A 22,529-nucleotide genomic window follows, 5' to 3' on the forward strand; every position below is an offset into this window, starting at 1 on the left:
CGGGCCCGGTGTCGTGACCGGAAGGACGGCTCGGGGTGGGAAGCCTCATCCGGTCGGCTCCGTGAACGACGCGATGGCCGCGTCGACCAGAGGATTGCTGCGGGCGTCCGACCAGACCAGGGCCGCCGCGACGATCTCGACGTTCTCGGCCAGCGGTCGGATCACGACCTGGGGCGGGGCGAGCCCTTCGAAGCGCAGGGGCACCAGCGCGACACCCTGCCCGCAGGCCACGAAGGCGATCTGCGAGGTCACGGCGCGGACCTCGTGCACGATGCGCGGCGCGAACCCCGCCGCGTGGCAGGCTGCCGTCACCCGGTCGAAGTAGACCGGGCTGGAGCGGCGAGCGAACATCGCGAAATCCGCATCGGCCAGCAGCGCCAGCGGGACCGCCGCCATCCCGGTCAGCCGGTGATCGCGCGGCAGGGCGACGGCGAGACGATCGGTGGCGACCGGCCGCGAGCGGATGTTCGGGCCGAGTTCCCCTTCCAGGCGCGCGAAGGCGAGATCGATCTCGCCCGCCTCGATCAGCGGCACCGCCTCGACGCTGTCGATCTCGCGCACGGCGATCGTCAGCCCCGGCTGGGCCGCACGCAGGCGCGCCACCATCGGCGGCAAGTCCTCCAGAAGCGCCGAGTTGATCGCGCCGACGGTCAGCGTGCCGGTCCGGCCTGCGACCGCCTCGCGCACGGCCCGCTCCAAGCGCTCGACCTGGCCGGCGAAGACCTGCACCGCCGGCAGGATCGCGGCGCCCGCGGGCGTGAGCCGCACGCCGCGGCGGTCGCGGTCGAACAACCGCGCGCCCAGCATCCGCTCCAAGGTCTGGATGCCCTCGCTCAGCGGGGGCTGCGACATGCCGAGCCGCTGGGCGGCACGCCCGAAATGCCGTGCCTCGGCCACCGCCAGGAACAGCCAGAGGTGCCGGATCAACCGGACGTCCACGGTCACTTCGATAGCCCAGCCGTATCACAGGGATCTTGAGATGGTATTTTACCGATCGAAGGGCCGATGGGAAATCCGGGGCTGCGCCGCCACGAAGCGTGCGGCAGGAGCCCGACGATGCCCGACCATCCCACCCTCGTCGCCTACGGCGCGGTGATCCTCGGCTTGGCGATCACGCCGGGGCCGAACATGATCTACCTGATCTCGCGCTCGATCGCGCAGGGGCGCCGGGCCGGCTTGGTCTCGCTGGTGGGCAGCGCGCTGGGGTTCCTGCTCTACATGGCCTGCGCCGCCTTCGGGATCACGGCACTGCTTGCGACGGTGCCCTACGCCCACGATGCCCTGCGGCTCGCCGGGGCGGCCTACCTGCTGCTCCTCGCCTGGTCCGCAGTGCGCCCCGGGGGCGTCTCGCCGTTCCAGGCCGCGGACCTGCCGCAGGCCGGCCCATGCCGGGTGCTCGCGATGGGGCTGGCCACGACCTTGCTGAACCCCAAGGCGGCGCTGCTCTACCTCGCGCTGCTGCCGCAATTCGTGATCCCCGGCCACGGCAGCGTGCTGGCTCAGACCCTGGTGCTCGGCCTGATGCACATCGCCCTCAACCTCGCCTTCGGCGTCGTCATCGCCACCACGGCCGGGGCGCTGGCGGCCGGCCTCGCCCGGCGCCCGTCCTGGATGCGGGCGCAGCGCTGGCTGATGGGCGGCATGCTCGGTGCGTTCGCGGCCAAGCTGCTCGCCGAGGCCTGAGGCGAGCCCGACGACCCGCCCGGCGATCGACGGGGCGCCAGGCCGTCCCGATCACCACCACGGCGGCGGGCCGAATGACGCAAGCGGGCGGCGCTCAGCACCGGCTCACGGGACGGCCGCCCTCACGCCGTCGGCTCGTAGACCGACACCAGCCCGGCCGGCGCCGTGGCGCGCCAGGCGGCGAGCAGGGCGTCCCGCAAAATCTCCTCCTCGCAGGCGTCGAGGTCGAGGTTGGTCCAGCCGCGGCGGCCCCAGGCGCCGTCGATGGCCGAGAACAGGCCCGGCTCGGCCTCCAGCAGGCGCTCCTGGTCCTCCGGCGACAGCCGCAGCACCAGCCGGTCCTCCTCGGTCCACAGCGTCGCGAAGACCCGGCCGCCCACGCGAAAATCCGGGTTGCCCTTGTGCGCGCCGGGGATCGCTTCCGGCAGCATCAGCGCGAGGGCGCGCACGTCCTCCGGCAGCACCGCTCAGGGCCCGGCGGGCGCCCGCGACAGGCTGGTCGGCCAGGTGCTGCCGGGATGCTCGCGGACGTCGCCGGGGTTCGATCCGGTCGCGGCATCGCTGGCCCACTCGCCCGGCTCGGCCACCGCCTCGATCCGGTCCTCGGGGTAGTGCGCCTCGAGGAACAGCAGCGCCTCGGCCTCCGAGGCCGCGCGCACCGTGACCAGGGGGCGCGGGCCGGACGGGGTCCGGACGTCGGCGATGAACAGGCGCGTCATGTCGATCTCGCTCGGTGGAGGCTGTGCAGGCAACGCCCGGAACGGCGATTGTGTCCGCAGGACCGCATCGGGGACGTGCAGGATTGCGCACCTCAAACAATCCATAACGCTAAGTTTTAACGTTAAGCCAGCTTTAAGACCTTGCGGCCATGGTCCGGGAGGTCACCAGAGCCGGCACCGAAAGCTTCCGGCACATTTAAGCGTGAAGGAATTCTTATGGCCCGCTCCAAGCTCGTCGCTTTGGTGCGCACCCTGACGCTCGCGGCGAGCGTCGGCGCGCCCTCACTGGCCGCAGCCGCCGACCTGCTGCCGCCCCCGCCCCCGCCGCCCTATGCCCCGCCGATCGAGGTCGGCGGCGGCTGGTACCTGCGCGGCGACGTCGGGGCCAGCGTCTACGACCGGGCGAAGTACAGCACGTCCTACGACTATGCCGGCTACCCGGAGGCGAACCGCTCCTACGGCAACGAGGTCGGCGGCGGCGGCTTCGCCGGGGTCGGCGTCGGCTACCAGTTCACCCCGTTCCTGCGCGGCGACGTGACCGGCGAGTACCGCTACTCCACCGGCCTGCGCGGCAGCGAGTACTACAGGGGCCCCGACTACGACAACGGCCTCGGCTCGTACGGCATCAACAAGTCGAGCGGCCACTTCGATTCGGCCGTCGTCCTCGCCAACGCCTACTTCGACCTCGGCACCTGGTACGGCATCACGCCGTTCATCGGCGCCGGCGCCGGCTACGCCTTCAACCACGTCTCCGGCTACGGCACGAACGGCCAGTTCACGAGCCCGACCTACGCCTACGATTACGGCAACCCGCAATACGGCGGCTGCCCCTGCGCCCCGCCGACCTACAACTACACCCCGACCTACACGGTCGACGCGAACGGCAACGCGACGCCGGTCTACAACAGCCAGGCGACGACCAAGTCGTACAAGGACAAGACCACCGGCAGCTTCGCCTGGGCGCTCCATGCCGGTCTCGCCTACAACGTCACCGACGCGTTCAAGGTCGAGCTCGCCTACCGCTACCTGAACCTCGGCCACGCCTCGACCGGCGCCAGCTTCTCCACCTGCTGCGGCGAGGCCGGAGCCGGCGTGAAGATCAAGGACATCGAGGCCCACGACGTGAAGATCGGCGTGCGCTACCTGCTCGGCGGCCTCGTCGCCGCGCCGCTGCCGCCGCTGGTGCCCGACTATCAGCCGGCCCCGGGCCCGCTCGTCCGCAAGTACTGAGACACGTACCGAACCTGCACGGCCTCGACATCGAAGACGGCGCGGATCCGATCCGCGCCGTCTTCTTTCGTTTCAGGGCCAAGACGCGCGCCACGGACCGCGAAATACGGTTAAGCCGTTCACAAGATTTGGGGTTTAGGGTCCTCGTCAAGTCGTCCTACGGGATGCAACTGTTGATCTTGCGTGAGGACTTTCCCCATGGCTGCGCTCGAACGCCGCTTCGCCGCCGCGGCGCTGCTTCTCCTCGGGATCGGCCGAGCCGAGGCCGCCGACCTGCTGCCCCCGCCCCCGCCGATGGCGCCGCCGGTCGCGGTCGGCGGCGGCTGGTACCTGCGGGCCGACTTCACCGAATCGGCCTACGCGCGCCCGCACGACGACACCCGGGCGGACGCGAACGACCCGGGCATGCCGCCGCTCGTCGGCCTGCGCCTGAGCGATGCGGCCGGCTACGGCGGCGGCGTCGGCTACCGGATCACCCCGTGGCTGCGCGTCGACGCGACCGTCGACCAGCGCGAGCCGGCCCGCTACGGCGCCGCCTCCTCGCGCTCGAACTTCGCCACCGGCTACAACGTCGAGGCGGCGCAGGTCTCCGCGCTCACCGCCCTCGTCAACGTCTACGCCGACCTCGGCACCTGGTGGGGGCTGACGCCCTATGTCGGCGCCGGCATCGGCGTCTCGGACATGGGCGTGGCGCGGGGCTACACCCAGACCACCTGCACGGTCGACGCCTGCGACGGCAACCCCGGCACCGGCCTGCGCACCGCCGTGACGCGCCCGAACCGCTCGGTCGCCTCGCTCGCCTGGGCGCTGACCGGCGGCGTCTCCTACGCGATCGGCGGCGGCTTCAGCCTGGACGCGGCCTATCGCTACGTCGATTTCGGCAACGCCAAGAGCGGGCTCGACGCCTACAACGCCGGCACGCGGCTGAAGGACATCGCCGCCAACGAGTTCCGCCTCGGCCTGCGCTACGACCTCGGTGGCTTCGGCAGCGGCCCGAGCCTCGCCGGCCTCGGCGGCAGCGCCTACGGCAACTGATCCGCGACCGGGCGATCGCCGACGGACGCGAAGCGGCCGCGGGCCTCGCGCGGCCCCTTGCCCTGCGGCGAGATGGCTGGATCGGGGGCGTGACCGCCCCCGGACGGTATCGGATTTCCCACCTCGCGACCGTCGCATGCGGGCGCTCGTCCGCGGCACGGCGGGCGAGCCGACGCCCGAAGCCACGGGCGTCGGCGGTCGGGGTGGCGTCGCGATCCGCGGATCGAAGCCTCGGCCCGGTCGCCGGGCGCGGGCGTGCGGTAAAATCCCGTCTTCGTTCCGGTTTTCGCGTCGCATCCCCGCATTGGCACGGCACGCCGGCCGATATCGAAACCAGCCATTAAGGTTACTCTCCTATCAAGAGAGAACAGGTTTCGTAGTGCGGTCGTGTTGCCGCCCCGAGGACGACCGCGATGCGTAAGACTTCCCGCGCACTTCTTGCCGCCCTGAGCCTGGCCGGCCCGACCACGGCCCGCGCCGCCGACCTCGACTACGATTTCCTCCGCGGCCCCGACTACGACCCGCCGGTCGCGGTCACGGCGATCGACTGGAGCGGCGTGTATGTCGGCGGGCACGGCGGGTACAGCTCGGCTGCGCTCGGGTTCCAGAGGTCGTATCAGCCGTTGATCATCCAGCAGACGCACAACTCGACTGCCGAGTCGGACTTCGGCGCCTCCAACCTGTTAACGTCGAAGCCCAGACGCGTGGGCGACGTGAGCTTCGGCGGGTACGCCGGCTACAATGTCCAGTTCGACGACGTCGTCCTCGGTATCGAAGTCGACTACACCAGCTTCGGGCGCAGCGGCTCGTCTTCGGACGGCATCTCCCGTTTCAAGACCAACAGCCTCGGTTATCTCGAGACGGTCAGCCTGAACGGCGCCTCGAGCACCAAGATCAACGATTTCGGGACAATCCGCGCGCGCGCAGGCTACGCCTTCGGCAACCTTCTGCCTTACGTAACGGGCGGTTTCGCGATCGGTCGCGCCCGCATCGCGGACGGCGTGTTCATTGAGGATTCGGGATACAACGCCACCACCTACAACGCTAACCAGGCTCTGACGGTCGGCAAGCCGGCCTACGTCGAGAACTTCGGTTATCGTGCCGGAACGTTCAGCCAGACCGATCCCACGACGGGCGTCCCCTACTCCACCTATGTCAGTAAGTCGAAGACCAAGACGGTCGGCGGCGTCGCTCTGGGCGGCGGTCTCGAATACGCGATCACGCCGAGCATCCTGCTCCGCGCCGAATACCAGTACGTGCTGTTCAACGACTTCGACGGGCACAGGGCCAACCTCAACACCGTCCGCGGCGGCGCGGCCGTCAAGTTCTGACCGGCAAGCCGCCGACCGCCTTCCCTCGCGCCGGATGACCCCGATGCCCGTTCGGATCTCGCTCCCCCTCGCCGCCCTCGCGGGGCCCGCCCCCGGCCCGGGGCGCCGCAGGCCCCCGGCGGCCGCCGCCGCGGGCCTGCGGATCAGGGGCGTGGCCAGCGCCATCAGCAGGAACAGGCCGGTGAGAACGAGAAACACGTCCTCGAAGCTCATCACCAGCCCCTGCATCCGCACGGTGTTGGTCATCGCCTTCAGGGCCATCTTCTCGGCGTCGCCGCCGGTCGCCTCGAACTGGCGGCGCATCGCGTCGAGGCGCTCCAGGGCCGCGCCGTTGGCCCAGGTGAAGCGTTCGTGCAGGCGCTCGAGGTGCAGGTCCCAGCGGTCGTTGAGCAGGGTGTTGATCAGCGCGAGCCCGACCGCGCCGCCGAGGTTCCGCGTGAGGTTGTAGAGGCCGGAGGCGTTCTTGATCCGGGCCGGCGGCAGGGTGCCGAGCGCGATGTTGTTGATCGGGATCATGCACAGCATCAGCGAGCAGCCCCGCAGGACCTGCGGCCACAGCAGCTCCCAGAAGTCCCAATCCTTGGTAAGCCCGGTGACGATCCAGGTCCCGGCGGCGAAGCCCGAGAACCCGATCGCCATCAGGATGCGCGGGTCGACCTTGCCGGAGAACCGCCCGGCGATCGGCGCGGTGGCGAACATGCACAGGCCCGAGACGAACATCGTCTCGCCGATCTGCAGCGCCGAGTAGCCGCGGATCCGCGCGAGGTAGACCGGGTAGAGGTAGGTCAGCCCGTAGAGGCCGATGCCGAGGACGAAGCTCGCCGCGCAGCCGGCGGCGAAGTTGCGGTCGGCGAAGGCGCGCAGGTCCACGATCGGCTGCTTCGCGGTGAAGACCCGCCAGAAGAAGCCGACCGCCGAGACCGTGCCGATGACGCTGCAGATCGCCACCGCGTCGTCTTGCAGCCAATCGTGGTTCGGCCCCTCCTCGAGCACGTATTCGAGGCAGCCGAGGAAGCCCGCCATGCCGGCGAGCCCGTACCAGTCGAAGCTCCTGAATAGGTCGAGGTTCGGCTCGTCGAAGTCGACGAGGAAGAAGGTCGAGACCGTGACGGCGATGCCGGGCATCACGTTGATCAGGAACAGCCAGTGCCAGGAGCCGAGGTCCGTCAGGTAGCCGCCGACCGTCGGGCCGATGGTCGGCGCCAGCGTCGCCACGAGGCCGATCATCGGCGAGACGATCGAGCGCTTGGACGGCGGGAAGATGGTGAAGGCCGAGGCGAACACCGTCGGGATCATGCCGCCGCCGATGAAGCCCTGCAGCGCGCGCCAGACGATCATCTCGTCGATCGAGGAGGCGGTGGCGCACATCACGCTCATCAGCGTGAAGCCGCCGGCCGAGATCACGAACATCCACCGGGTCGAGAGCACCCGCGAGAGGGTGCCCGAGAGCGGGATCGAGATCACCTCGGCGATCAGGTAACTGGTCTGGACCCAGGGGATCTCGTCGCCCGACGCCGAGAGGCCGGCCTGGATCTCGTTGAGCGAGGCCGAGACGATCTGGATGTCCAGGATCGCCATGAACATCCCGAACACCATGCACAGGAACGCCACCATCCGGCGGCGGTCGAGCGGCGGCTCGGCCGTCGCGGAGGGCGACGCCGCGGGGATGGGGGCTCGGCCGGGGCCGGCGGCGGCGGTCGCGGCCATGGCGGTCAGTCCTGCTTATGCGCGGTCCGCAGGAGCGGCGCGTCGGCGCCGTCGCGGGTGTCGATGCGGACCGTCACCGACAGGCCGGGCCGGAGCAGGCCCTCGGCGGCGACGTCAGCCGGCACCTTCACCCGCACCGGCAGGCGCTGGACGATCTTGGTGAAGTTGCCGGTCGCGTTGTCGGGCGGCAGCAGGCTGAACACCGAGCCCGAGGCGGGCGAGAGCGACTCGACCTCGCCCGCGATCTCGCGGTCGGGATAGGCGTCGACCTCGATGCGCACGTGCTGCCCGGGGCGGACGCGCACGAGCTGGGTCTCCTTGAAGTTCGCATCGATGCGGACGCTCTTGAGCGGCACCAGGGCGGCGACGCGCGAGCCCGGCGCGACGTAGGCGCCGGCCTCCACCGCCTTGTTGCCGACGACCCCGTCGAACGGTGCCCGGATCGTCGAGAAGGCGACGTCGCGCTTGGCGCGGTCGACGGCGGTGCGCAGCTCGGCCGCGAGGCTCTCGGCCTCGCGCTGCTGGGCGTGCAGAACCTCGACGTTGGCCTTGGCCGCGATCAGACCGGCCTCGGCCCCCTTGACCGCGGCATCGGTGCGGTCGCGGTCGGCCTTGGCCTGGTCGAGGCGGGATTTCGCGACGTAGTCGGCCTGCATCTGGGTCGCGCGGTTGTAGTCGGCGAGCGCCCGCACCGCGTCGGCCTTGGTCGCGTCGATCTGGGCGGCCATCTGCACGACCTGCGCCTGCGCCGCCTCGGCCTGCCGGCCGATCCGCACGATGGTGCTCTCCTGGGTCGCGAGCTTGTCCTGCGCCGCCTGCTGCGCGAGCCGGTAGTCGCCGTCGTCGAGCCGGGCGATCACGTCGCCCTTCTTGACCGACTGCCCGTTCACCACCGGGACGGCTTCGAGGTAGCCGGAGATCTTGGCGGCGAGCACCGAGATGTCCGCCTGCACGTAGGCGTCGTCGGTCGTGACGAAGAACCGCCCGACGGTCCAGTACTGCCAGCCCTGGTAGCCGCCCCCGGCCAACGCCGCGCAGAGCAGGCCCGCCAGGACGAGCGTCTTGCGCGAGCGCTTCCCGACCACCGGGGCCTCGGTGGGAGCCGGGACGTGGGACGAGGCCGCGGCCGCCTTCGGCGTGGCGCGCGGCGCCTCGGCGCGCTCGTCCCGCACGGCGTCGGCCGCCTCGGCCGCATCGATCCGGTCGCTATCCTCGCGCAACGACATGCCCGAAATCCCAGCTTGAAACTTGCTGACCGAACGGTTCGGTCATCAACGAGGACGATTGACGTCCGCCGTTCCAACGCAGTAGATATCATTGACCGAACGGTTCGGTCAATCAGGATCGCCAAGATGCCCGCGACCCCCGCGACGCTGGAACGAGACGCCGTCACGCCCGAGAGCGACAAGCGCCGCCAGATCCTCGACGGCGCGCGCCAGGTCTTCATGGGCGCGGGCTTCGACGGCGCGAGCATGGGCGAGATCGCTCGCACGGCGGGCGTCTCGAAGGGCACGCTCTACGTCTACTTCGACAGCAAGGAGGCGCTGTTCGAGGCGCTGACCCTGGAGGAGAAGCGGGGCTTGGCCGAGGCCCTGTTCCTGCTGGATGCCGACGACCCCGACGTCGCCGCGGTGCTGACGCGGCTCGGCACCACCTACCTCATCGAGATGGTGCGGCCCGAGCACGTGGCGGTGATCCGCATGGTGATCGGCGCCTGCGAGAAGTTCCCGCGCTTCGGGCAGGCCTTCTTCGAGGCCGGCCCGGCGATGGGCGTGACGCGGCTCACCGCCTACCTCGACGCGCAGGTGGCGGCCGGGCGCCTGAACGCGGCGGACACGGACCTCGCCGCCAAGCACTTCCTGCATCTCTGCCAGGCCGGCCTGCTGACGCGCCTGCTCTTCCACGCCGGCGATCCGGTGACGCGGGAGGAGATCGACTATCGCATCCGCGAGGCCGTGCGGGTGTTCTTCGCGGGCTACGGCCCGGGGCGCTGAGGCACGCCCTTCGCTCCCGACGACGTGCGGATGCGGCCAGGCCTCGACTCCGAGCACCCTTTCCTCCTCCGCTCAAGGGGGGAGGGAAACGCCGGTGCGGATCGGAAAACCCGTCGCGCTCAGCCGGCCGCGCGCATCCGCGGCAAAGCGGCCGTGCTCCAGGCCCGCACCTCGGCGTCGATCGCCAGGGCCTCCTCGACGCCGTCGGGGGTGGTGCGGTGGATCCCCGCGAAATGCGCGATCGCGCGCTCGACGAGGTCGGCGATGCCGTAGAACGGGATCGTGCCGGCGATGAAGGCCGCCACCGCGATCTCGTTGGCCGCGTTCATCACCGTCGGCGCCGCGCCGCCCTCGGCGAGCGCCGCGCGGGCGATCCGCAGGCACGGGAAGCGCGCCTCGTCGGCGGCCTCGAAGGTGAGGCTGCCCAAAGCCACGAGGTCGAGGGACCGGCCGCGGGCGATGGTCAGGCGGTCGCCGAGGCCGAGGCAGTGCGAGATCGGCACGCGCATGTCGGGCAGCGCCAGCTCGGCGGTGACGGCGCCGTCGAGCCAATAGATCATCCCGTGGATCACCGATTGCGGATGCACCACCACGTCGAGGCGGCCCGGCTCGATGCCGAACAGGTGATGCGCCTCGATCAGCTCCAGCCCCTTGTTCATCAGGGAGGCGGAATCGATGTTGATCTTCATCCCCATCGACCAGGTCGGGTGGGCGGCGGCCTCCGCCGGCGAGGCGGCGGCGATGCGCTCGCGCGTCCAGGTCCGGAACGGGCCGCCGGAGGCGGTGATCATCATGGTGCGCACGTCTTCCAGCGGCCGGCCGGCCATCGCCTGGCTGAGCGCGTCGTGCTCGGAATCCATCGGCAGGATGGTCGCGCCGTAGCGCTTGGCGTCGCGCATGAAGGCGTCGCCGGCGCAGACCAGGCTCTCCTTGTTGGCGAGCGCGACCTGCCGCCCGAGGCGGAGCGCCTCGTGGGTCGGCTTCAGGCCGGCGGCCCCGCTGATCGCCGCGACGACGATGTCGGCCTCCTGCGCTACCGCGTCGAGCACCGCCGCCTCGCCCGCCCCGGACGGGATGCCGGAGCCCGACAGCGCCTCGGCGAGCGCCGCGCCGCCGGCCGGATCGGCGAGCGCGGCGAAGCGCGCGCCGGTCTCGCGCGCGACCTTGGCCAGGGCCGCCGCATCGCGGCCGCCGACCACCGCGCCCACCCGGAAGCGATCCGGGTGCTGGGCGAGGAGGTCGGTGGTCGAGCGGCCGATCGAGCCCGTGGCGCCCAGGATGGTGACGGTGTGGGTCACGGCGAAAAACTCCGTCAGGCCGCGAGGCGGCGCAGGATCAGGTACAGGCCGGCGAGCAACGCGACCGCGAAGAACCCGTCGAGCCGGTCCATCACCCCGCCATGGCCCGGAATGGACTTGCCGGAATCCTTGACGCCGTAGCGGCGCTTCAGGGCCGATTCGACGAGGTCGCCGCCCTGGCTCAGGACCGAGGCGACGGCGCTGGCGAGCCCGACCCAGACGAGGGCGGTCTCGGCGAGCGGGCTCCAGCCCTGCGCCCGGGCGAGCGCGACGACCGCGAGACCGGCGACCACCGCGCCAGCGAGCCCGCCGAGCGCGCCGGACCACGTCTTCTTCGGCGACACCCGCGGCATCAGCTTCGGCCCGCCGAGCGTCCGGCCGGTGAAGTAGGCCACCACGTCGGTCGACCACACCACGGCGAACATCCAAGCCGGCCCGAGGATGCCGATCGCCGGCGCGTCGCGGAGCGCCACCGGCACCAGGGCGACGACCGCGCCGCCGAACAGGGCGCCGAGCGCCCGCAGGCGCCCGGCCGGCCCCTCCGCCACGATCAGGCAGAGCGCAGCGCCGAGCGCCAGGAGCACCGGCACCGCGTAGGTCGGCGCGTCGCCCTCGAAGCATGCCGCCGCCAGGATCAGCGTGCCGGCGACGATGGCCAGTAGCGCGCGCCGCGGCGTCGTCCGGCTCATGCCGATCCATTCGGCGGCGCCGACGATCCCGGCGGCGAGCCAGATCACGGCGAAGGCCCAGCCGCCGACCACCAGGGCCGCCACGACGATCGCCGCCAGCACGAGCCCGGAGACCACGCGCAGGCCGAACTCACGGTTCGCGAACGGGTTCTTCCGCGCGCCCACCGCCCTGTCGTCGGCGGCCATCACCGCGCCCTCGAACCGTCGGTCCGCGCGGATGCAAGGCGCGCAGAGTGCTTCCCGTCCACGCGTCCCCTCTCCGTCACGTCGCCGGCCCCGGGGCAGCCGGCCCGGTCTAGCGTTTCCTCACAGGTCGGCGCAGGCACCGTCACGCCCCCTCCCCTCGGGAGCGGGGCCGAGGCCGCCTCACACCTGCATGATTTCCTTTTCCTTGGACGCCAGCACCCCGTCGACCTCGGCGATGTGCTGGTCGGTGACCTTCTGCACTTCCGTGGCCTGGCGCTTCTCGTCGTCCTCGGAGATGGCGCTGTCCTTGAGCAGCTTCTTGAGGTGGTCGAGCCCGTCGCGGCGCACGTGGCGGACCGCGACGCGGGCCTCCTCGGTGTACTTGTGCGCGACCTTGACCATCTCCTTGCGGCGCTGCTCGTTCATCTCGGGGATGCGCAGGCGGATGGTCTGGCCTTCCGTCTGCGGATTGAGACCGAGATCGGATTCGCGGATCGCCTTCTCGACGGCCGTGACCATGCCGCGGTCCCACACCGAGATCGACAGCAGGCGCGGCTCGGGCACGCTCACGGTGGCGACCTGCGCCATCGGCATCGATGCGCCGTAGGCGTCGACCTGGATCGGGTCGAGGATGCTCGGCGTCGCGCGGCCGGTGCGCAGCGAGCCGAGATCCTTGGAGAGCGCCGTGACCGCGCCCTGCATGCGGCGCTTGATGTCGGCGAGGTCGAAGTCCGGTGTAGCCATTGTCTCAGAGTTCCCGAAACGTCTTCACTGTTCGTCGGTCGAGCCGGCCCGCCGGGCCAGAGCGCGTCGGCGCCTCAATGAACGAAATCCCGTGAGGCCGCAAACCGCAACGCCCCTCGGGGACGCCCGCCGTCCTCAAGGCACGACCAGGGTCGAGGCCGCATGCCCGGTGAGGATCGCAGTGATCGAGGAGGGCGGGTGCACCGAGCCGACCACGATCGACAGCCGGCTCTCGCGGGCGAGCGCGAAGGCGGCGGTGTCCATGATCTTGAGGTCGCGGGCGATCGCCTCGTCGTGGGTGATGCGGTCGTAGCGGGTCGCCTCCGGATGGGTCTTCGGGTCGGCCGAGTAGACGCCGTCGACCTGCGTCGCCTTCAGGACCGCGTCGCAGCGGAGCTCGGCCGCGCGCAGCACGGCGGCGGTGTCGGTGGTGAAGAACGGGTTGCCGGTGCCGCCGGCGAGCACGACCACCTGGCCCTTGTCGAGGTGGTGCAGGGCCGGCTGGCGCGCGTAGGTCTCGCAGATCGTCGGCATCGAGACCGCCGACATCGTCCGCGCGGGGACGCCGGCCGCGTTGAGCGCGGTCTCGAGCGCGAGCGAGTTCATCACCGTGGCCATCATGCCGAGCGAGTCGCCGGTGGCCCTGTCGATGAACCCGGCCTGCGAGATCCGCGCGCCGCGGATCATGTTGCCGCCGCCGACCACCAGCGCGACCTCGATCCCGGCCTCGATGGCGCGGGCGATGTCCTCGGCGAGGCCCGCCAGCGTCGGCGGATGGAGCCAGTACCCGTCGGGGGCGGCCAGCGCCTCGCCCGAGAGTTTCACCAGCACCCGGCGAAACGGCGTCGTCTCCGGCATCGTCCACCTCATAGGGTCCGGCGACACGGCCGAACCTGATCCAGAACCGAGGGGCTTCTACGTCAGGCCGCCCGGGACCGTCGAGGCCCCGGAGACCGCTCTCCGCGGACCGTTTCGGAAAAATCGGCTGCCGGCCTCGGATGTCGCCTTGTTGAAGGTACGGGATTTCCGTATCATTCGTGGGATGAGCGAGCCGTTCGATCCCGGCAAGGATGCGATCAACCGCGAACGGCACGGCCTGTCGCTCGCGTTCGGCGACAAGATCATGGCGGACGAGGCCCACCCGATCATTCCCTCCGTCCGGCCGCGGGACGGCGAGGAACGTTTCAAGGCCATTGGTCTGGTCGAGGGCAAACTCCACGCGGCCGTGTTCACCTGGCGAAACGGGTGGCCACGGTTCATCTCTGTGAGGCGAAGCAATGCCGGTGAAGGACGAGCCTACGATTCTGGCCTCTGAGACCAGCGACCCGGAGGATTTCGATGTCCCCGCGACGGCTTTGGATCGGGCGCAGAAGGCCCGGCTGATCCGGATGGCGCGCACGACGCTGGGCCTTTCGCAAGCCGCGTTCGCCCTCAGGTTCCGTGTCCCGCTCGGAACCCTGCGCGATTGGGAACAGGCTCGGACCACGCCTCCCGATTTCGCGGTCGCCTACGTTCGCGTCATCGCCCGGCATCCGGACATGGTCGCCGCGGCCGTCGCTTGAGCGAGACGCCGGCGGCTTCGTCGGGTGCCGGAACGCGAAGAGCCCCGGCCTTGCGGCCGAGGCTCCTCGGAAGAACCTATCATGTCGCTCAGCGCGACATGACTCAGCGCAACTTGGCTCAGCGCGACATGGCGGCGACTTCGGAGGCGAAGTCGGGGCCCTCTTCCTTCTCGATGCCGTCGCCGAGCGCGTAGCGCACGAAGCCGGTGAGCGCGACCGGGGCGCCGGCCTTGCCGGCGGCCTCCTTGATCACCTGGGTGATCGTCTTCGAGCCGTCGTGCACGAAGGGCTGCTCCAGGAGGGTGACCTCCTTGTAGTAGCTCTTCAGGCCGCTCTCGACGATCTTCGCCATCACGTGGTCGGGCTTGCCGGCGTTCTTCTCGCGCAGGATGTTCGACTCGCGCTCCAACGTGGCGGCGTCGACGCCGGAGGCGTCGAGCGCCACCGGGTTGGTGGCGGCGACGTGCATCGCGATCTGGCGGCCGAGCGTCGACAGGTATTCGACGTCGCCCTCCGACTCGAGCGCGACCAGCACGCCGATCTTGCCGAGGCCTTCGGAGATCTGGCCGTGGACGTAGCTCGCGATCACGCCCTTGGTCACGTCGAGCTTGGCGACGCGGCGCAGGTTCATGTTCTCGCCGATGGTGGCGATGAGGTTCTGCAGCTTCTCCGAGACGGTCTCGCTGCCGCCGGGGAAGTGCGCGGCCTGGAGGCTGTCCAGGGTGCCGTCGGAATCGAGCGCCATCTTGGCGGCTTCGCGGGCGAAGGCCTGGAAGGCGTCGTTGCGGGCGACGAAGTCGGTCTCGGAATTCACCTCGACGATGGCGGCGTGGTGTCCGGAGGACTCCACGGCGACGAGGCCCTCGGCGGCGACGCGGCCGGCCTTCTTGGCGGCCTTGGCGAGGCCCTTGGTGCGGAGCCAGTCGACGGCGGCCTCGAGGTCGCCCTGCGTCTCGTTAAGCGCGCCCTTGCAGTCCATCATGCCCGCGCCGGTCTTCTCGCGGAGTTCCTTCACCATCGCGGCGGTGATGTTGGCCATGGCCGGTCCTTTCGTCATCTCAGATGAGAGGAGCCCGACGTCCAGGGGTGAACGCCGGGCCCGAATGTGGTGGTGCGGATCATGGCGCCCCGGATGGGGCCGCCGCGATCCCGGCGGGCGATCAGGCGGCGGCCTGGGCCTCGACGAAGCCGCGGGCCTGGGCGACCCAGCCGTCGCGGCCGAAGCGGTCGTTGAGCTTCAGGTCGGCGTCGACCTTGGCGACGTCTTCCGGGCTCATCGCGGCGATCTGCCAGTAGTGGTAGATGCCGGCGTCGTTGAGCTTCTGTACGATCTGCGGGCCGGCGCCGTGGAGCTTGGACAGGTCGTCCGGCGCGCCGCGGGGGGCGGCGAGCAGCTCGAAATGCTCGGTCGACTCGGCGAGCATCGCGACGTCGGCCGGATCGAGGGCCCCCGACTCCACCGAGACGGCGGCGGCCTCGTCCGACGGAAGCTCCTCGGCCATCGGCTCCTCGGAGGCGCCGAGGTCGACGCCCGACGAGCCCTGGCCGCGCGAGATGCCGTCGATGGCGGCGCGGGCGATCAGGTCGCAGTAGAGCGCGATGGCGCGGCCGGCGTCGTCGTTGGCCGGGACGACGTAGGTGATGCCGTCCGGGTTGCAGTTGGTGTCGACGATCGCGGCCACCGGGATCCCGAGGCGCTGGGCCTCCTTGATCGCGAGCTGCTCCTTGTTGGTGTCGATCACGAACAGCAGGTCGGGCACGCCGCCCATGTCCTTGATGCCGCCGAGCGCCTTCTCGAGCTTGTCCTTCTCACGGGACAGCATCAGGCGCTCCTTCTTGGTGAGGCCCGGGCCGCCGGTGTCGAGGGTCTCGTCGACCTTGCGCAGGCGCGAGATCGAGCCGGAGATGGTCTTCCAGTTGGTCAGCATGCCGCCGAGCCAGCGGGAGTTGACGTAGTACTGGGCCGAACGCTTGGCGGCCTCGGCGATCGTGTCGGCCGCCTGGCGCTTGGTGCCGACGAACAGCACGCGGCCGCCCTTGGCGACGGTGTCGCTCACCGCCTGCAGCGCGGTGTGCAGCGCCGGCACCGTCTGGGCGAGGTCGATGATGTGGATGTTGTTGCGGGTGCCGAAGATGTAGGGCTGCATCTTCGGGTTCCAGCGGTGCGACTGGTGCCCGAAATGGGCGCCGGCCTCGAGGAGCTGGCGCATGGTGAAATCGACGGCCATGAGTCTTTCGCTTTCTTTCCGGTTTATGCCGCCGCGGAGGTAGCGACCGGCCGACGGATCGGCCGATCACCGGAAACGCCCCATTCAGGCATGGGGCCGGCTCCGCGTGTGGAATGGGCGGGGCCTTAGCAGAGGTTGGCCGCCAGGGCAACGGTATCGCCGGGGCGCCGGAAACCCCAGGCAGCGGACCCGAGGCCGGGATCAGGCGGCGGAAAAGACGTTCGCCACGTCCGCCGCGTCCATCACCCGATACGCCCCCGCCGGCAGGTCCGCCGGCAGGGCGAGGCCGCCGATCCGGTCGCGATGGAGCGCGGTGACGTGGTTGCCCATCGCCGCGAACATGCGGCGGACCTGATGATAGCGGCCCTCGTGCAGGGTCACGGTGGCATGCGTCGCGTCCTCGGCGGAGAAGCCCACCGGCAGGAGCGGCTTGTCGTCGTCCTCCAGCATCAGGGTGCCGGCGGCGAGGATCGCGTCCTCGTCGCCCTTCAGCGGGCGGTCGAGCGTCACGCGGTAGCGCTTGGCCACGTTGGCCTTGGGCGCGATGATCCGATGCAGCAGCCCACCGTCGTCGGTGAGCAGCAGCAGGCCCGAGGTCTCCTTGTCGAGGCGGCCGACGGTGGAGAGCGCCGGGTCGCGGCGGTGCCAGCGCTCGGGCAGGAGCCCGTAGACCAGCGGGCCGGCCTCCTTGTGCGAGCAGGTGACGCCGAGCGGCTTGTGCAGCATCAGCGCGAGGCCGGGGGGCGGGTCGATGCCCGCGCCGTCGACGGCCAGACGCGTGGGCAGGTCCGGCGTCACGGCGATGCGGGCTCCCGCGTCGGCGAGGGCCGCGCCGTCCAGAACGATGCGTCCGGCCCGCGCCAGGCCGGCGATCTCGCGGCGCGAGCCGTAGCCGAGGTTGGCCAGCAGCTTGTCGAGCCGGGCGGTCGGGGCCTTGGCGCTCATTTGCGCGCCTCGAACACCTTGTAGCCGTGGGCGGACGCCTTCACCGTCACGGCCTTGAAGGCCTCGGCGAGCACGCGCTCGTAGGGCAGGTGCGCGTTGGCCGTCAGCCACAGGCTGCCGCCGGGGCGCAAGGCCTCCGCGGCACGGCGGATGAAGACCTGCCCGAGCTTCTGGTCCTCGGCGCCGCCGTCGTGGAACGGCGGGTTGGTCACCACGAAGTCGAGGCGCGTCAGGCCGGGATCCGCCGCGCGGATGTCGGCCCAGCGGATGGTGCTGCGCGGGTCGCCGACGTTGCGGCGCGCCATCTCGACGGCGCGGCGGTCGATGTCGATCAGCGTGAGCGCGGTGACGGCGGGCGAGGCCAGCACCGCGCGCGCCAGGATGCCGAGGCCGCAGCCGAAATCGGCGCCGCCGCCCTTCAGCGCCGGCAGGGTCGCGAGCAGAAGCGCGCTGCCGGGATCGAGCCGGTCCCACGAGAAGATGCCGGGCTGCGTGCACAGGGAAAGGTTGTCGATGTGGCGCGGCGCCCCCTCCTCCAGCGCGGCGGCCAGCGGCAGGTCGCCCTCGGGCCGGACGACGCGGCAGATCCGGTGATGGCGACGGGCCTCCTCGGCGCTGGTGCAGCCGAGATCCGTCAGCTCGCGCGCCAGCCGCGCGCCGCCCCGATCCTTCGGGGCCATCGCCAGGAGCTCGCCGCCGGGCCGCAGCGCCCGCAGCGCCTGCGCCAGCACGAAGCGGCGTTCCACGGTGCCGGGCGGCGCCAGCATCCGAACCTGCGCGAGGCTCGCATCCGCGCAATCCTCCAGCCGGGCGGACCCGGGAACGAGGGGCGAGAGCTGGACGGCGTCCGGTGGAACCTCGGCGAGCTCGGCCGGCGGCAGGCCGTAGACGGCGTCGGAGATGGCGGTTTCGGGCATGGGTGACGGGAATTTCGGGACCGGGCCGCCGAAGCGGCCTTGGAGGATGGGGAAACGCCGCGCCTCGGGCGACCCCGCGCGAGCGGTTCGGGGGGGCGGCCGGATCGGCACGGGGAGCACGGCGCATCAACACGCGGTTTCGCGCGATTCGAGAAGCCGGAAACCGAAACGGATCAGCCGCGCGGGAATTCCAGGCCCATCTCGCGGTAGCGGGCCGGGTCGTCGGCCCAGTTCTCGCGCACCTTCACGTGCAGGAACAGGTGGACCGTGGTCTCGGCGACCTCGGCGATCTCGCGGCGGGCCGCCGTGCCGATCGCCTTGATGGTCTGGCCGTCCTTGCCGAGCACGATCGAGCGCTGGCTCTCGCGCTCGACGAAGATGGTCTGCTCGATCCGCACCGAGCCGTCCTTGCGCACCTGCCACTGGTCGGTCTCGACGGTGGAGCGGTAGGGCAGCTCCTCGTGCAGCCGATCGTAGAGCTTTTCGCGCGTGATCTCGGAGGCGAGCATGCGGATGGGGGCGTCCGAGACCTGGTCCTCCGGGTAGAGCCAGGGGCCGGAGGGCATCAGCTTGGCGAGCGCCTGCTTCAGCGTGGCGATGCCGTCGCCGTTCAGCGCCGAGATCATGAAGGTGTCGGCGAACGGGATGCGCTTGTTCAAGTCCTCGGCGAGCGCGAGCAGCTTCTCGCGCAGGATCAGGTCGATCTTGTTGAGGATCAGGATCTTGTGGCGGCGCACGTCCGGCAGGCGCGCCAGGATCGTCTCCAGCTCCTCGTCGATCCCCTTGCGCGCGTCGACCAGCAGGCAGACCGCGTCGGCGTCCGCCGCCCCGCTCCAGGCGGAGTGGACCATCGCCCGGTCGAGCCGGCGCTTGGGCTGGAAGATGCCGGGGGTGTCGACCAGCACCACCTGGGCCGAGCCCTCGATCAGGATGCCGCGCACCAGCGCCCGCGTGGTCTGGACCTTGCGCGAGACGATCGAGACCTTGGTGCCGACGAGGCTGTTCAGGAGCGTCGACTTGCCGGCGTTCGGCACGCCGATCAGTGCGACGAAGCCGGCCTTGGCATCGGCCGGGGTGCCCGGCAGCAGGCTCGGGGGGGCGCGCTCCGGCACCGCCTCGAATTCGTCCCGCGGGCCGTCCTCGCGTTCGTCGTGGGGCATCGCGCTCATGTCCGGTCCTCGCTCGGCCGCTCGCCGGCCCCCTGGCCGGCATCCCGCCCTGCCCCGTCTCCGCCCGGGCCGGCGCCGTCGCCGATGCCCTCGCGCGCCAGCACGGTGCGGGCGGCGTCCTGCTCGGCGAGGCGCTTCGACGGCCCCTCGCCGACCCCCGGCTCGAGCCCTTCGACGCGGGCGGCGATGCGGAAATGCGGCGCGTGGTCGGGGCCGGAGCGCTCGACGACGTCGTAGGCCGGAATCGCGAGGCCGCGGCCCATCGCCCATTCCTGCAGCGCCGACTTCGCGTCGCGGCCGCGCGGCGCGCCGGTCGGCTCGGCCGGGCGGAAGGCGGATTCGATCAGCGCCCGGGCGGCCCCGTAGCCGGCATCCATGTAGACCGCGCCGAGGATCGCCTCGCAGACGTCGGCCAGGATGGTCTGGTTGCGGCGGCCGCCGCCCAGGACCTCGCCCTGCCCGAGGACGAGGTGCGGGCCGACGTCCCAGGCGGTGGCGACGGCGGCGCAGGTCTCGCGCCGGACCAGCCCCGCCAGCCGGCGCGAGAGGTCGCCCTCGTCGGCCTGCGGAAAGGCGGCGTAGAGCCGGTCGGCGATGGCGAGGCCGAGGACGCGGTCGCCGAGGAATTCGAGGCGCTGATAGCTGCCGGCGCGGCCCGCCGCCTTGCTCACATGCGTCACCGCGCGGGCGAGCAGCGACGGATCGGCGAAGCTGTGGCCGATGCGCGCCTCCAGCACCGACAGGTCGGGCTTCGGGCGGGTGATGCGCCGTGCGCGGGCGGAGGGGCGCGCCTCGTCGGGCAAGGCGGGGGTCAGTGGATCGTCGAGAACAGGCGGCCCCAGCGCACGTGGGCCGGCCAGTTCCAGATCTGCCAGGCGGGCGTGCCCTCGTCGATCGAGAAGAAGATCATCTCGGCGCGGCCGACGAAGTTCTCGAACGGGACGTAGCCGACGTTGGCGAGGTCGCGCGAGTCGGTGGAGTTGTCGCGGTTGTCGCCCATCATGAAGAAGTGCCCCGGCGGCACGGTGTAGAGCTCGGTCTTGTCCCAGAACCCGTTGTCGCCGTCGCGCTCGATCGTGTGGTGCACGACGCCGTTCGGCAGCGTCTCGTTGTACTGCGGCACCTTGGTCGCCTGGCCGTACGGGTCGATGGTCTCGTAATCGGCGATGCGCTCGCGCTTGACCGCCTTGCCGTTGATGTTGAGCACGCCGTCGATCATCTGGATCTTGTCGCCGGGCAGGCCGATCACCCGCTTGATGTAGTCGGTGGCGTTGTCCTTGGGCAGCTTGAACACCGCGATGTCGCCGCGCTTCGGCTCGGCGGCCCAGATGCGCCCCTCCGCCTTGGTCGGCAGGTATTCGCTCAAGGGCAGCGAGTACTTCGAGTAGCCGTAGGAATATTTCGACACGAACAGGTAGTCGCCGATCAGCAGCGTCGGGATCAACGATCCCGAGGGGATGTTGAACGGCTGGAACAGCAGCGTGCGCACCACCAGCGCGATGAGCAGCGCCTGGATCCCGACCTTCAGGGTCTCGCGGATGCTGGCCCAGGTCCCCGGTTGCGCCCGGACCTCGTGTTTGCCGTCCCGATCCAAGCGCGCGCGTTCCATCTGTCGATCCGTCTGGGACGAGGCCGACGGCCCGCGCGGGCGCTGCCCGCGGCGCCCCACCGTGTCCGTTGCGTCGCGGCGGTCTAGACCAAGCCGGGTTCCCCCGCAACGCGGCGGGAGGTGGCGTCAACCCCGCCCGGTGCCCTCCGGCACGGCCTCGATGATCACGAAAGCTTGTGCCATCGGCGGGTCGTCGGTGAGGGTGACGTGCAACCGCGCCGCGTGCCCGGCCGGCAGCATCGCGGCCAGCCGGTCCAGGGCTCCGCCGGTGAGATGCAGCGTCGGCTGCCCGCCGGGCAGGTTCACGACCTCCATGTCGCGCCAGAACACCCCGTGCGCGAGGCCGGTGCCGAGCGCCTTGGCGCAGGCCTCCTTGGCGGCGAAGCGCCTTGCGTAGGACGGCGCGCGGGCCGCCTTGCGGTCGCACCGGGCCCGCTCGCCGTCGGTGAACACCCGGTGCGTGAAGCGCTCGCCGAAGCGCGCGAGCGAGCGCTCGATCCGGCGGATGTCGCAGAGGTCGGAGCCGATCCCGAGGATCATCGGCCCCGGCTCCCCGCCCGGGCCGCCTCCATCGCCGCGCGCATGTCGCGGATCGCCCGGGGCAGCCCGACGAAGATCGCGTCGGCGATGAGCGCGTGGCCGATGTTGAGCTCGCGGATCTCCGGGATCCGCGCGATCGGCCCGACGCTGTCGGTGGTCAGCCCGTGGCCGGCATGGATCTCCAGCCCGAGCCCCTGCCCGTGCTCGGCGGCACGGACGATCCGGGCGAGCTCGTGCGCGGTCGCGGCCGCATCGCCCGCGACCGTGGCCTCGCAGTAGCTGCCGGTATGAAGCTCCACGACCGGCGCGCCGAGCGCGTGGGCCGCCTCCATCACCGCCGCGTCCGGCTCGACGAACAGCGACACCCGGATGCCGGCCTCGGCCAGCGCGCGGATGCGAGGCGCGAGGTGATCGTGCCCGCCGACGATGTCGAGGCCGCCCTCCGTGGTGCGCTCCTCGCGCTTCTCGGGGACGAGGCAGGCGGCATGCGGCTTCAGCGTGCGGGCGAGCGCCACCATCTCGTCGGTGGCTGCCATCTCGAAGTTGAGCGGCACGGTCAACGTCCGGGCGAGCGCGGCCATGTCGGCGTCGCGGATGTGCCGCCGGTCCTCGCGCAGGTGGGCCGTGATCCCGTCGGCACCGGCCTCCACCGCCAGCAGCGCCGCCCGCACCGGGTCGGGATAGCTGCCGCCGCGGGCGTTCCGGACGGTGGCGACGTGGTCGATGTTCACGCCGAGGCGGAGAGGATGTGCCGACATGCGCCGATCTTTTCGCGTGGCTTCGAGGTGATCGCGTCGTGCTTAGCCCAGATCGGGCCGCCCTGGCGCCTCGCCGCCGCGAGAAATCGCCCGACCCGTGCTGTTTCGAAGGCGACGCGCCGCGGGTCGGATGGTCGCGGCCTCCTGCGAAGGGCCCTCGAACGCGGAAAGGCCGGGCACGACGG

The 22,529-nt window shown here is 71.1% G+C and carries 24 protein-coding genes and 1 pseudogene; 7 read left to right on the forward strand and 18 right to left on the reverse strand.

Features of this window, described 5'->3' with window-relative positions; translation table 11 throughout:
• Positions 1-45: 45 nt before the first annotated feature.
• On the reverse strand, positions 46-939 hold the full coding sequence (locus tag FV227_RS03450; protein ID WP_210246692.1) for a LysR family transcriptional regulator: 894 nt from the start codon (positions 937-939) through the stop codon (positions 46-48).
• A gap of 117 nt (positions 940-1,056) precedes the next feature.
• Between FV227_RS03450 and FV227_RS03455 the strand changes: the two genes are divergently transcribed.
• Positions 1,057-1,683, forward strand: coding sequence for a LysE family translocator (locus FV227_RS03455; RefSeq protein WP_147858284.1), 627 nt, complete (start codon positions 1,057-1,059; stop codon positions 1,681-1,683).
• A 122-nt stretch (positions 1,684-1,805) separates the two neighbouring features.
• On the opposite strand, the gene FV227_RS03460 is transcribed toward FV227_RS03455, so the two are convergent.
• Positions 1,806-2,114, reverse strand: a complete 309-nt coding sequence (locus FV227_RS03460; protein ID WP_147729947.1) for an MmcQ/YjbR family DNA-binding protein — start codon at positions 2,112-2,114, stop codon at positions 1,806-1,808.
• 36 nt (positions 2,115-2,150) lie between these two features.
• A complete protein-coding gene (locus tag FV227_RS03465; RefSeq protein WP_147729946.1) occupies positions 2,151-2,402 on the reverse strand; it encodes a hypothetical protein in 252 nt (83 codons plus the stop codon).
• A gap of 216 nt (positions 2,403-2,618) precedes the next feature.
• Here FV227_RS03465 and FV227_RS03470 point away from each other — a divergent pair, with 216 nt between their 5' ends.
• The 3 genes from FV227_RS03470 (at position 2,619) to FV227_RS03480 (ending at position 5,998) form a co-directional block, all read left to right on the forward strand.
• Positions 2,619-3,632, forward strand: a complete 1,014-nt coding sequence (locus FV227_RS03470) for an outer membrane beta-barrel protein (protein WP_147858285.1) — start codon at positions 2,619-2,621, stop codon at positions 3,630-3,632.
• A 198-nt stretch (positions 3,633-3,830) separates the two neighbouring features.
• Positions 3,831-4,667, forward strand: a complete 837-nt coding sequence (locus FV227_RS03475) for an outer membrane beta-barrel protein (RefSeq protein ID WP_147729206.1) — start codon at positions 3,831-3,833, stop codon at positions 4,665-4,667.
• Between the two features lie 413 nt (positions 4,668-5,080).
• Positions 5,081-5,998 carry an outer membrane beta-barrel protein gene (locus FV227_RS03480; protein WP_147858306.1) on the forward strand — a complete coding sequence of 306 codons (918 nt, stop codon included), beginning with the start codon at positions 5,081-5,083 and terminating at the stop codon, positions 5,996-5,998.
• Positions 5,999-6,118: 120 nt separating this feature from the next.
• Here the strand turns inward: FV227_RS03480 and FV227_RS03485 are convergent.
• Both FV227_RS03485 and FV227_RS03490 read right to left on the reverse strand, forming a co-directional pair.
• Positions 6,119-7,705 (reverse strand): annotated as a pseudogene (locus FV227_RS03485) (DHA2 family efflux MFS transporter permease subunit); the annotation flags it as partial.
• Positions 7,706-7,710: 5 nt separating this feature from the next.
• Positions 7,711-8,931: an HlyD family secretion protein gene (locus FV227_RS03490; RefSeq protein WP_147858286.1), complete on the reverse strand. Its 1,221-nt coding sequence runs from the start codon at positions 8,929-8,931 to the stop codon at positions 7,711-7,713.
• A gap of 126 nt (positions 8,932-9,057) precedes the next feature.
• On the opposite strand from FV227_RS03490, the gene FV227_RS03495 reads away from it, so the two are divergent.
• Positions 9,058-9,699, forward strand: coding sequence for a TetR/AcrR family transcriptional regulator (locus FV227_RS03495; protein ID WP_147729715.1), 642 nt, complete (start codon positions 9,058-9,060; stop codon positions 9,697-9,699).
• A gap of 119 nt (positions 9,700-9,818) precedes the next feature.
• On the opposite strand, the gene dxr is transcribed toward FV227_RS03495, so the two are convergent.
• The 4 genes from dxr to pyrH form a co-directional block, all read right to left on the reverse strand.
• Positions 9,819-10,997, reverse strand: coding sequence for a 1-deoxy-D-xylulose-5-phosphate reductoisomerase (gene dxr / locus FV227_RS03500; protein ID WP_147858287.1), 1,179 nt, complete (start codon positions 10,995-10,997; stop codon positions 9,819-9,821).
• A gap of 14 nt (positions 10,998-11,011) precedes the next feature.
• Positions 11,012-11,872: a phosphatidate cytidylyltransferase gene (locus FV227_RS03505; protein ID WP_147858288.1), complete on the reverse strand. Its 861-nt coding sequence runs from the start codon at positions 11,870-11,872 to the stop codon at positions 11,012-11,014.
• 180 nt (positions 11,873-12,052) lie between these two features.
• A complete protein-coding gene (gene frr, locus FV227_RS03510; RefSeq protein ID WP_147727743.1) occupies positions 12,053-12,616 on the reverse strand; it encodes a ribosome recycling factor in 564 nt (187 codons plus the stop codon).
• Positions 12,617-12,751: 135 nt separating this feature from the next.
• A complete protein-coding gene (gene pyrH, locus FV227_RS03515; RefSeq protein ID WP_147727744.1) occupies positions 12,752-13,474 on the reverse strand; it encodes a UMP kinase in 723 nt (240 codons plus the stop codon).
• A 148-nt stretch (positions 13,475-13,622) separates the two neighbouring features.
• On the opposite strand from pyrH, the gene FV227_RS03520 reads away from it, so the two are divergent.
• Together FV227_RS03520 and FV227_RS03525 are read left to right on the forward strand one after the other, a co-directional pair.
• Positions 13,623-13,931, forward strand: a complete 309-nt coding sequence (locus FV227_RS03520) for a BrnT family toxin (protein ID WP_246688364.1) — start codon at positions 13,623-13,625, stop codon at positions 13,929-13,931.
• Complete coding sequence (locus FV227_RS03525; protein ID WP_210246693.1) at positions 13,894-14,178, forward strand: helix-turn-helix domain-containing protein; 285 nt, start codon at positions 13,894-13,896, stop codon at positions 14,176-14,178. Before FV227_RS03520 ends, FV227_RS03525 begins: the two co-directional genes overlap by 38 nt.
• A gap of 118 nt (positions 14,179-14,296) precedes the next feature.
• Here FV227_RS03525 and tsf read toward each other — a convergent pair whose 3' ends face one another.
• The 9 genes from tsf to FV227_RS03570 all read right to left on the reverse strand — a co-directional run bounded on the left by tsf (position 14,297) and on the right by FV227_RS03570 (position 22,344).
• A complete protein-coding gene (gene tsf, locus FV227_RS03530; RefSeq protein ID WP_147727745.1) occupies positions 14,297-15,217 on the reverse strand; it encodes a translation elongation factor Ts in 921 nt (306 codons plus the stop codon).
• A 121-nt stretch (positions 15,218-15,338) separates the two neighbouring features.
• The gene (locus FV227_RS03535; protein WP_147727746.1) at positions 15,339-16,406 is read right to left on the reverse strand and encodes a 30S ribosomal protein S2; all 1,068 of its coding nucleotides are present in this window, start codon (positions 16,404-16,406) and stop codon (positions 15,339-15,341) included.
• Positions 16,407-16,607: 201 nt separating this feature from the next.
• The gene (locus FV227_RS03540; RefSeq protein WP_147727747.1) at positions 16,608-17,351 is read right to left on the reverse strand and encodes a pseudouridine synthase; all 744 of its coding nucleotides are present in this window, start codon (positions 17,349-17,351) and stop codon (positions 16,608-16,610) included.
• Entirely contained in the window at positions 17,348-18,268 is a 921-nt protein-coding gene (locus tag FV227_RS03545; protein WP_147727748.1) for a methyltransferase, read from the reverse strand. Before FV227_RS03545 ends, FV227_RS03540 begins: the two co-directional genes overlap by 4 nt.
• Before the next feature lie 173 nt (positions 18,269-18,441).
• A complete protein-coding gene (era, locus tag FV227_RS03550; protein ID WP_147727749.1) occupies positions 18,442-19,437 on the reverse strand; it encodes a GTPase Era in 996 nt (331 codons plus the stop codon).
• The gene (gene rnc, locus FV227_RS03555) at positions 19,434-20,240 is read right to left on the reverse strand and encodes a ribonuclease III (RefSeq protein ID WP_147858289.1); all 807 of its coding nucleotides are present in this window, start codon (positions 20,238-20,240) and stop codon (positions 19,434-19,436) included. The genes era and rnc overlap by 4 nt, the downstream gene beginning before the upstream one ends.
• 8 nt (positions 20,241-20,248) lie before the next feature.
• Positions 20,249-21,046 (reverse strand): signal peptidase I, encoded by a 798-nt coding sequence (gene lepB / locus FV227_RS03560; RefSeq protein ID WP_147725738.1) that lies wholly within the window; start codon positions 21,044-21,046, stop codon positions 20,249-20,251.
• Positions 21,047-21,172: 126 nt separating this feature from the next.
• The gene (gene acpS, locus FV227_RS03565) at positions 21,173-21,586 is read right to left on the reverse strand and encodes a holo-ACP synthase (protein WP_147725737.1); all 414 of its coding nucleotides are present in this window, start codon (positions 21,584-21,586) and stop codon (positions 21,173-21,175) included.
• Entirely contained in the window at positions 21,583-22,344 is a 762-nt protein-coding gene (locus FV227_RS03570; RefSeq protein ID WP_147725736.1) for a pyridoxine 5'-phosphate synthase, read from the reverse strand. Before FV227_RS03570 ends, acpS begins: the two co-directional genes overlap by 4 nt.
• Positions 22,345-22,529: the final 185 nt, after the last annotated feature.

Origin of the sequence: Methylobacterium sp. WL119, assembly GCF_008039875.1 — a bacterium.
In the GTDB taxonomy this organism is placed as follows: Bacteria; Pseudomonadota; Alphaproteobacteria; order Rhizobiales; family Beijerinckiaceae; genus Methylobacterium.

Excerpts from the sequence above, each read along its gene's own strand:
- FV227_RS03455 (WP_147858284.1), top strand. The coding sequence starts at position 1,057 with ATGCCCGACCATCCCACCCTCGTCGCCTACGGCGCGGTGATCCTCGGC.
- FV227_RS03460 (WP_147729947.1), bottom strand. The coding sequence starts at position 2,114 with ATGCTGCCGGAAGCGATCCCCGGCGCGCACAAGGGCAACCCGGATTTT.
- FV227_RS03465 (WP_147729946.1), bottom strand. The coding sequence starts at position 2,402 with ATGACGCGCCTGTTCATCGCCGACGTCCGGACCCCGTCCGGCCCGCGC.
- FV227_RS03470 (WP_147858285.1), top strand. The coding sequence starts at position 2,619 with ATGGCCCGCTCCAAGCTCGTCGCTTTGGTGCGCACCCTGACGCTCGCG.
- FV227_RS03475 (WP_147729206.1), top strand. The coding sequence starts at position 3,831 with ATGGCTGCGCTCGAACGCCGCTTCGCCGCCGCGGCGCTGCTTCTCCTC.
- FV227_RS03480 (WP_147858306.1), top strand. The coding sequence starts at position 5,081 with ATGCGTAAGACTTCCCGCGCACTTCTTGCCGCCCTGAGCCTGGCCGGC.
- FV227_RS03490 (WP_147858286.1), bottom strand. The coding sequence starts at position 8,931 with ATGTCGTTGCGCGAGGATAGCGACCGGATCGATGCGGCCGAGGCGGCC.
- FV227_RS03495 (WP_147729715.1), top strand. The coding sequence starts at position 9,058 with ATGCCCGCGACCCCCGCGACGCTGGAACGAGACGCCGTCACGCCCGAG.
- FV227_RS03505 (WP_147858288.1), bottom strand. The coding sequence starts at position 11,872 with ATGGCCGCCGACGACAGGGCGGTGGGCGCGCGGAAGAACCCGTTCGCG.
- frr (WP_147727743.1), bottom strand. The coding sequence starts at position 12,616 with ATGGCTACACCGGACTTCGACCTCGCCGACATCAAGCGCCGCATGCAG.
- pyrH (WP_147727744.1), bottom strand. The coding sequence starts at position 13,474 with ATGCCGGAGACGACGCCGTTTCGCCGGGTGCTGGTGAAACTCTCGGGC.
- FV227_RS03525 (WP_210246693.1), top strand. The coding sequence starts at position 13,894 with ATGCCGGTGAAGGACGAGCCTACGATTCTGGCCTCTGAGACCAGCGAC.
- tsf (WP_147727745.1), bottom strand. The coding sequence starts at position 15,217 with ATGGCCAACATCACCGCCGCGATGGTGAAGGAACTCCGCGAGAAGACC.
- FV227_RS03535 (WP_147727746.1), bottom strand. The coding sequence starts at position 16,406 with ATGGCCGTCGATTTCACCATGCGCCAGCTCCTCGAGGCCGGCGCCCAT.
- FV227_RS03540 (WP_147727747.1), bottom strand. The coding sequence starts at position 17,351 with ATGAGCGCCAAGGCCCCGACCGCCCGGCTCGACAAGCTGCTGGCCAAC.
- FV227_RS03545 (WP_147727748.1), bottom strand. The coding sequence starts at position 18,268 with ATGCCCGAAACCGCCATCTCCGACGCCGTCTACGGCCTGCCGCCGGCC.
- era (WP_147727749.1), bottom strand. The coding sequence starts at position 19,437 with ATGAGCGCGATGCCCCACGACGAACGCGAGGACGGCCCGCGGGACGAA.
- lepB (WP_147725738.1), bottom strand. The coding sequence starts at position 21,046 with ATGGAACGCGCGCGCTTGGATCGGGACGGCAAACACGAGGTCCGGGCG.
- acpS (WP_147725737.1), bottom strand. The coding sequence starts at position 21,586 with ATGATCCTCGGGATCGGCTCCGACCTCTGCGACATCCGCCGGATCGAG.
- FV227_RS03570 (WP_147725736.1), bottom strand. The coding sequence starts at position 22,344 with ATGTCGGCACATCCTCTCCGCCTCGGCGTGAACATCGACCACGTCGCC.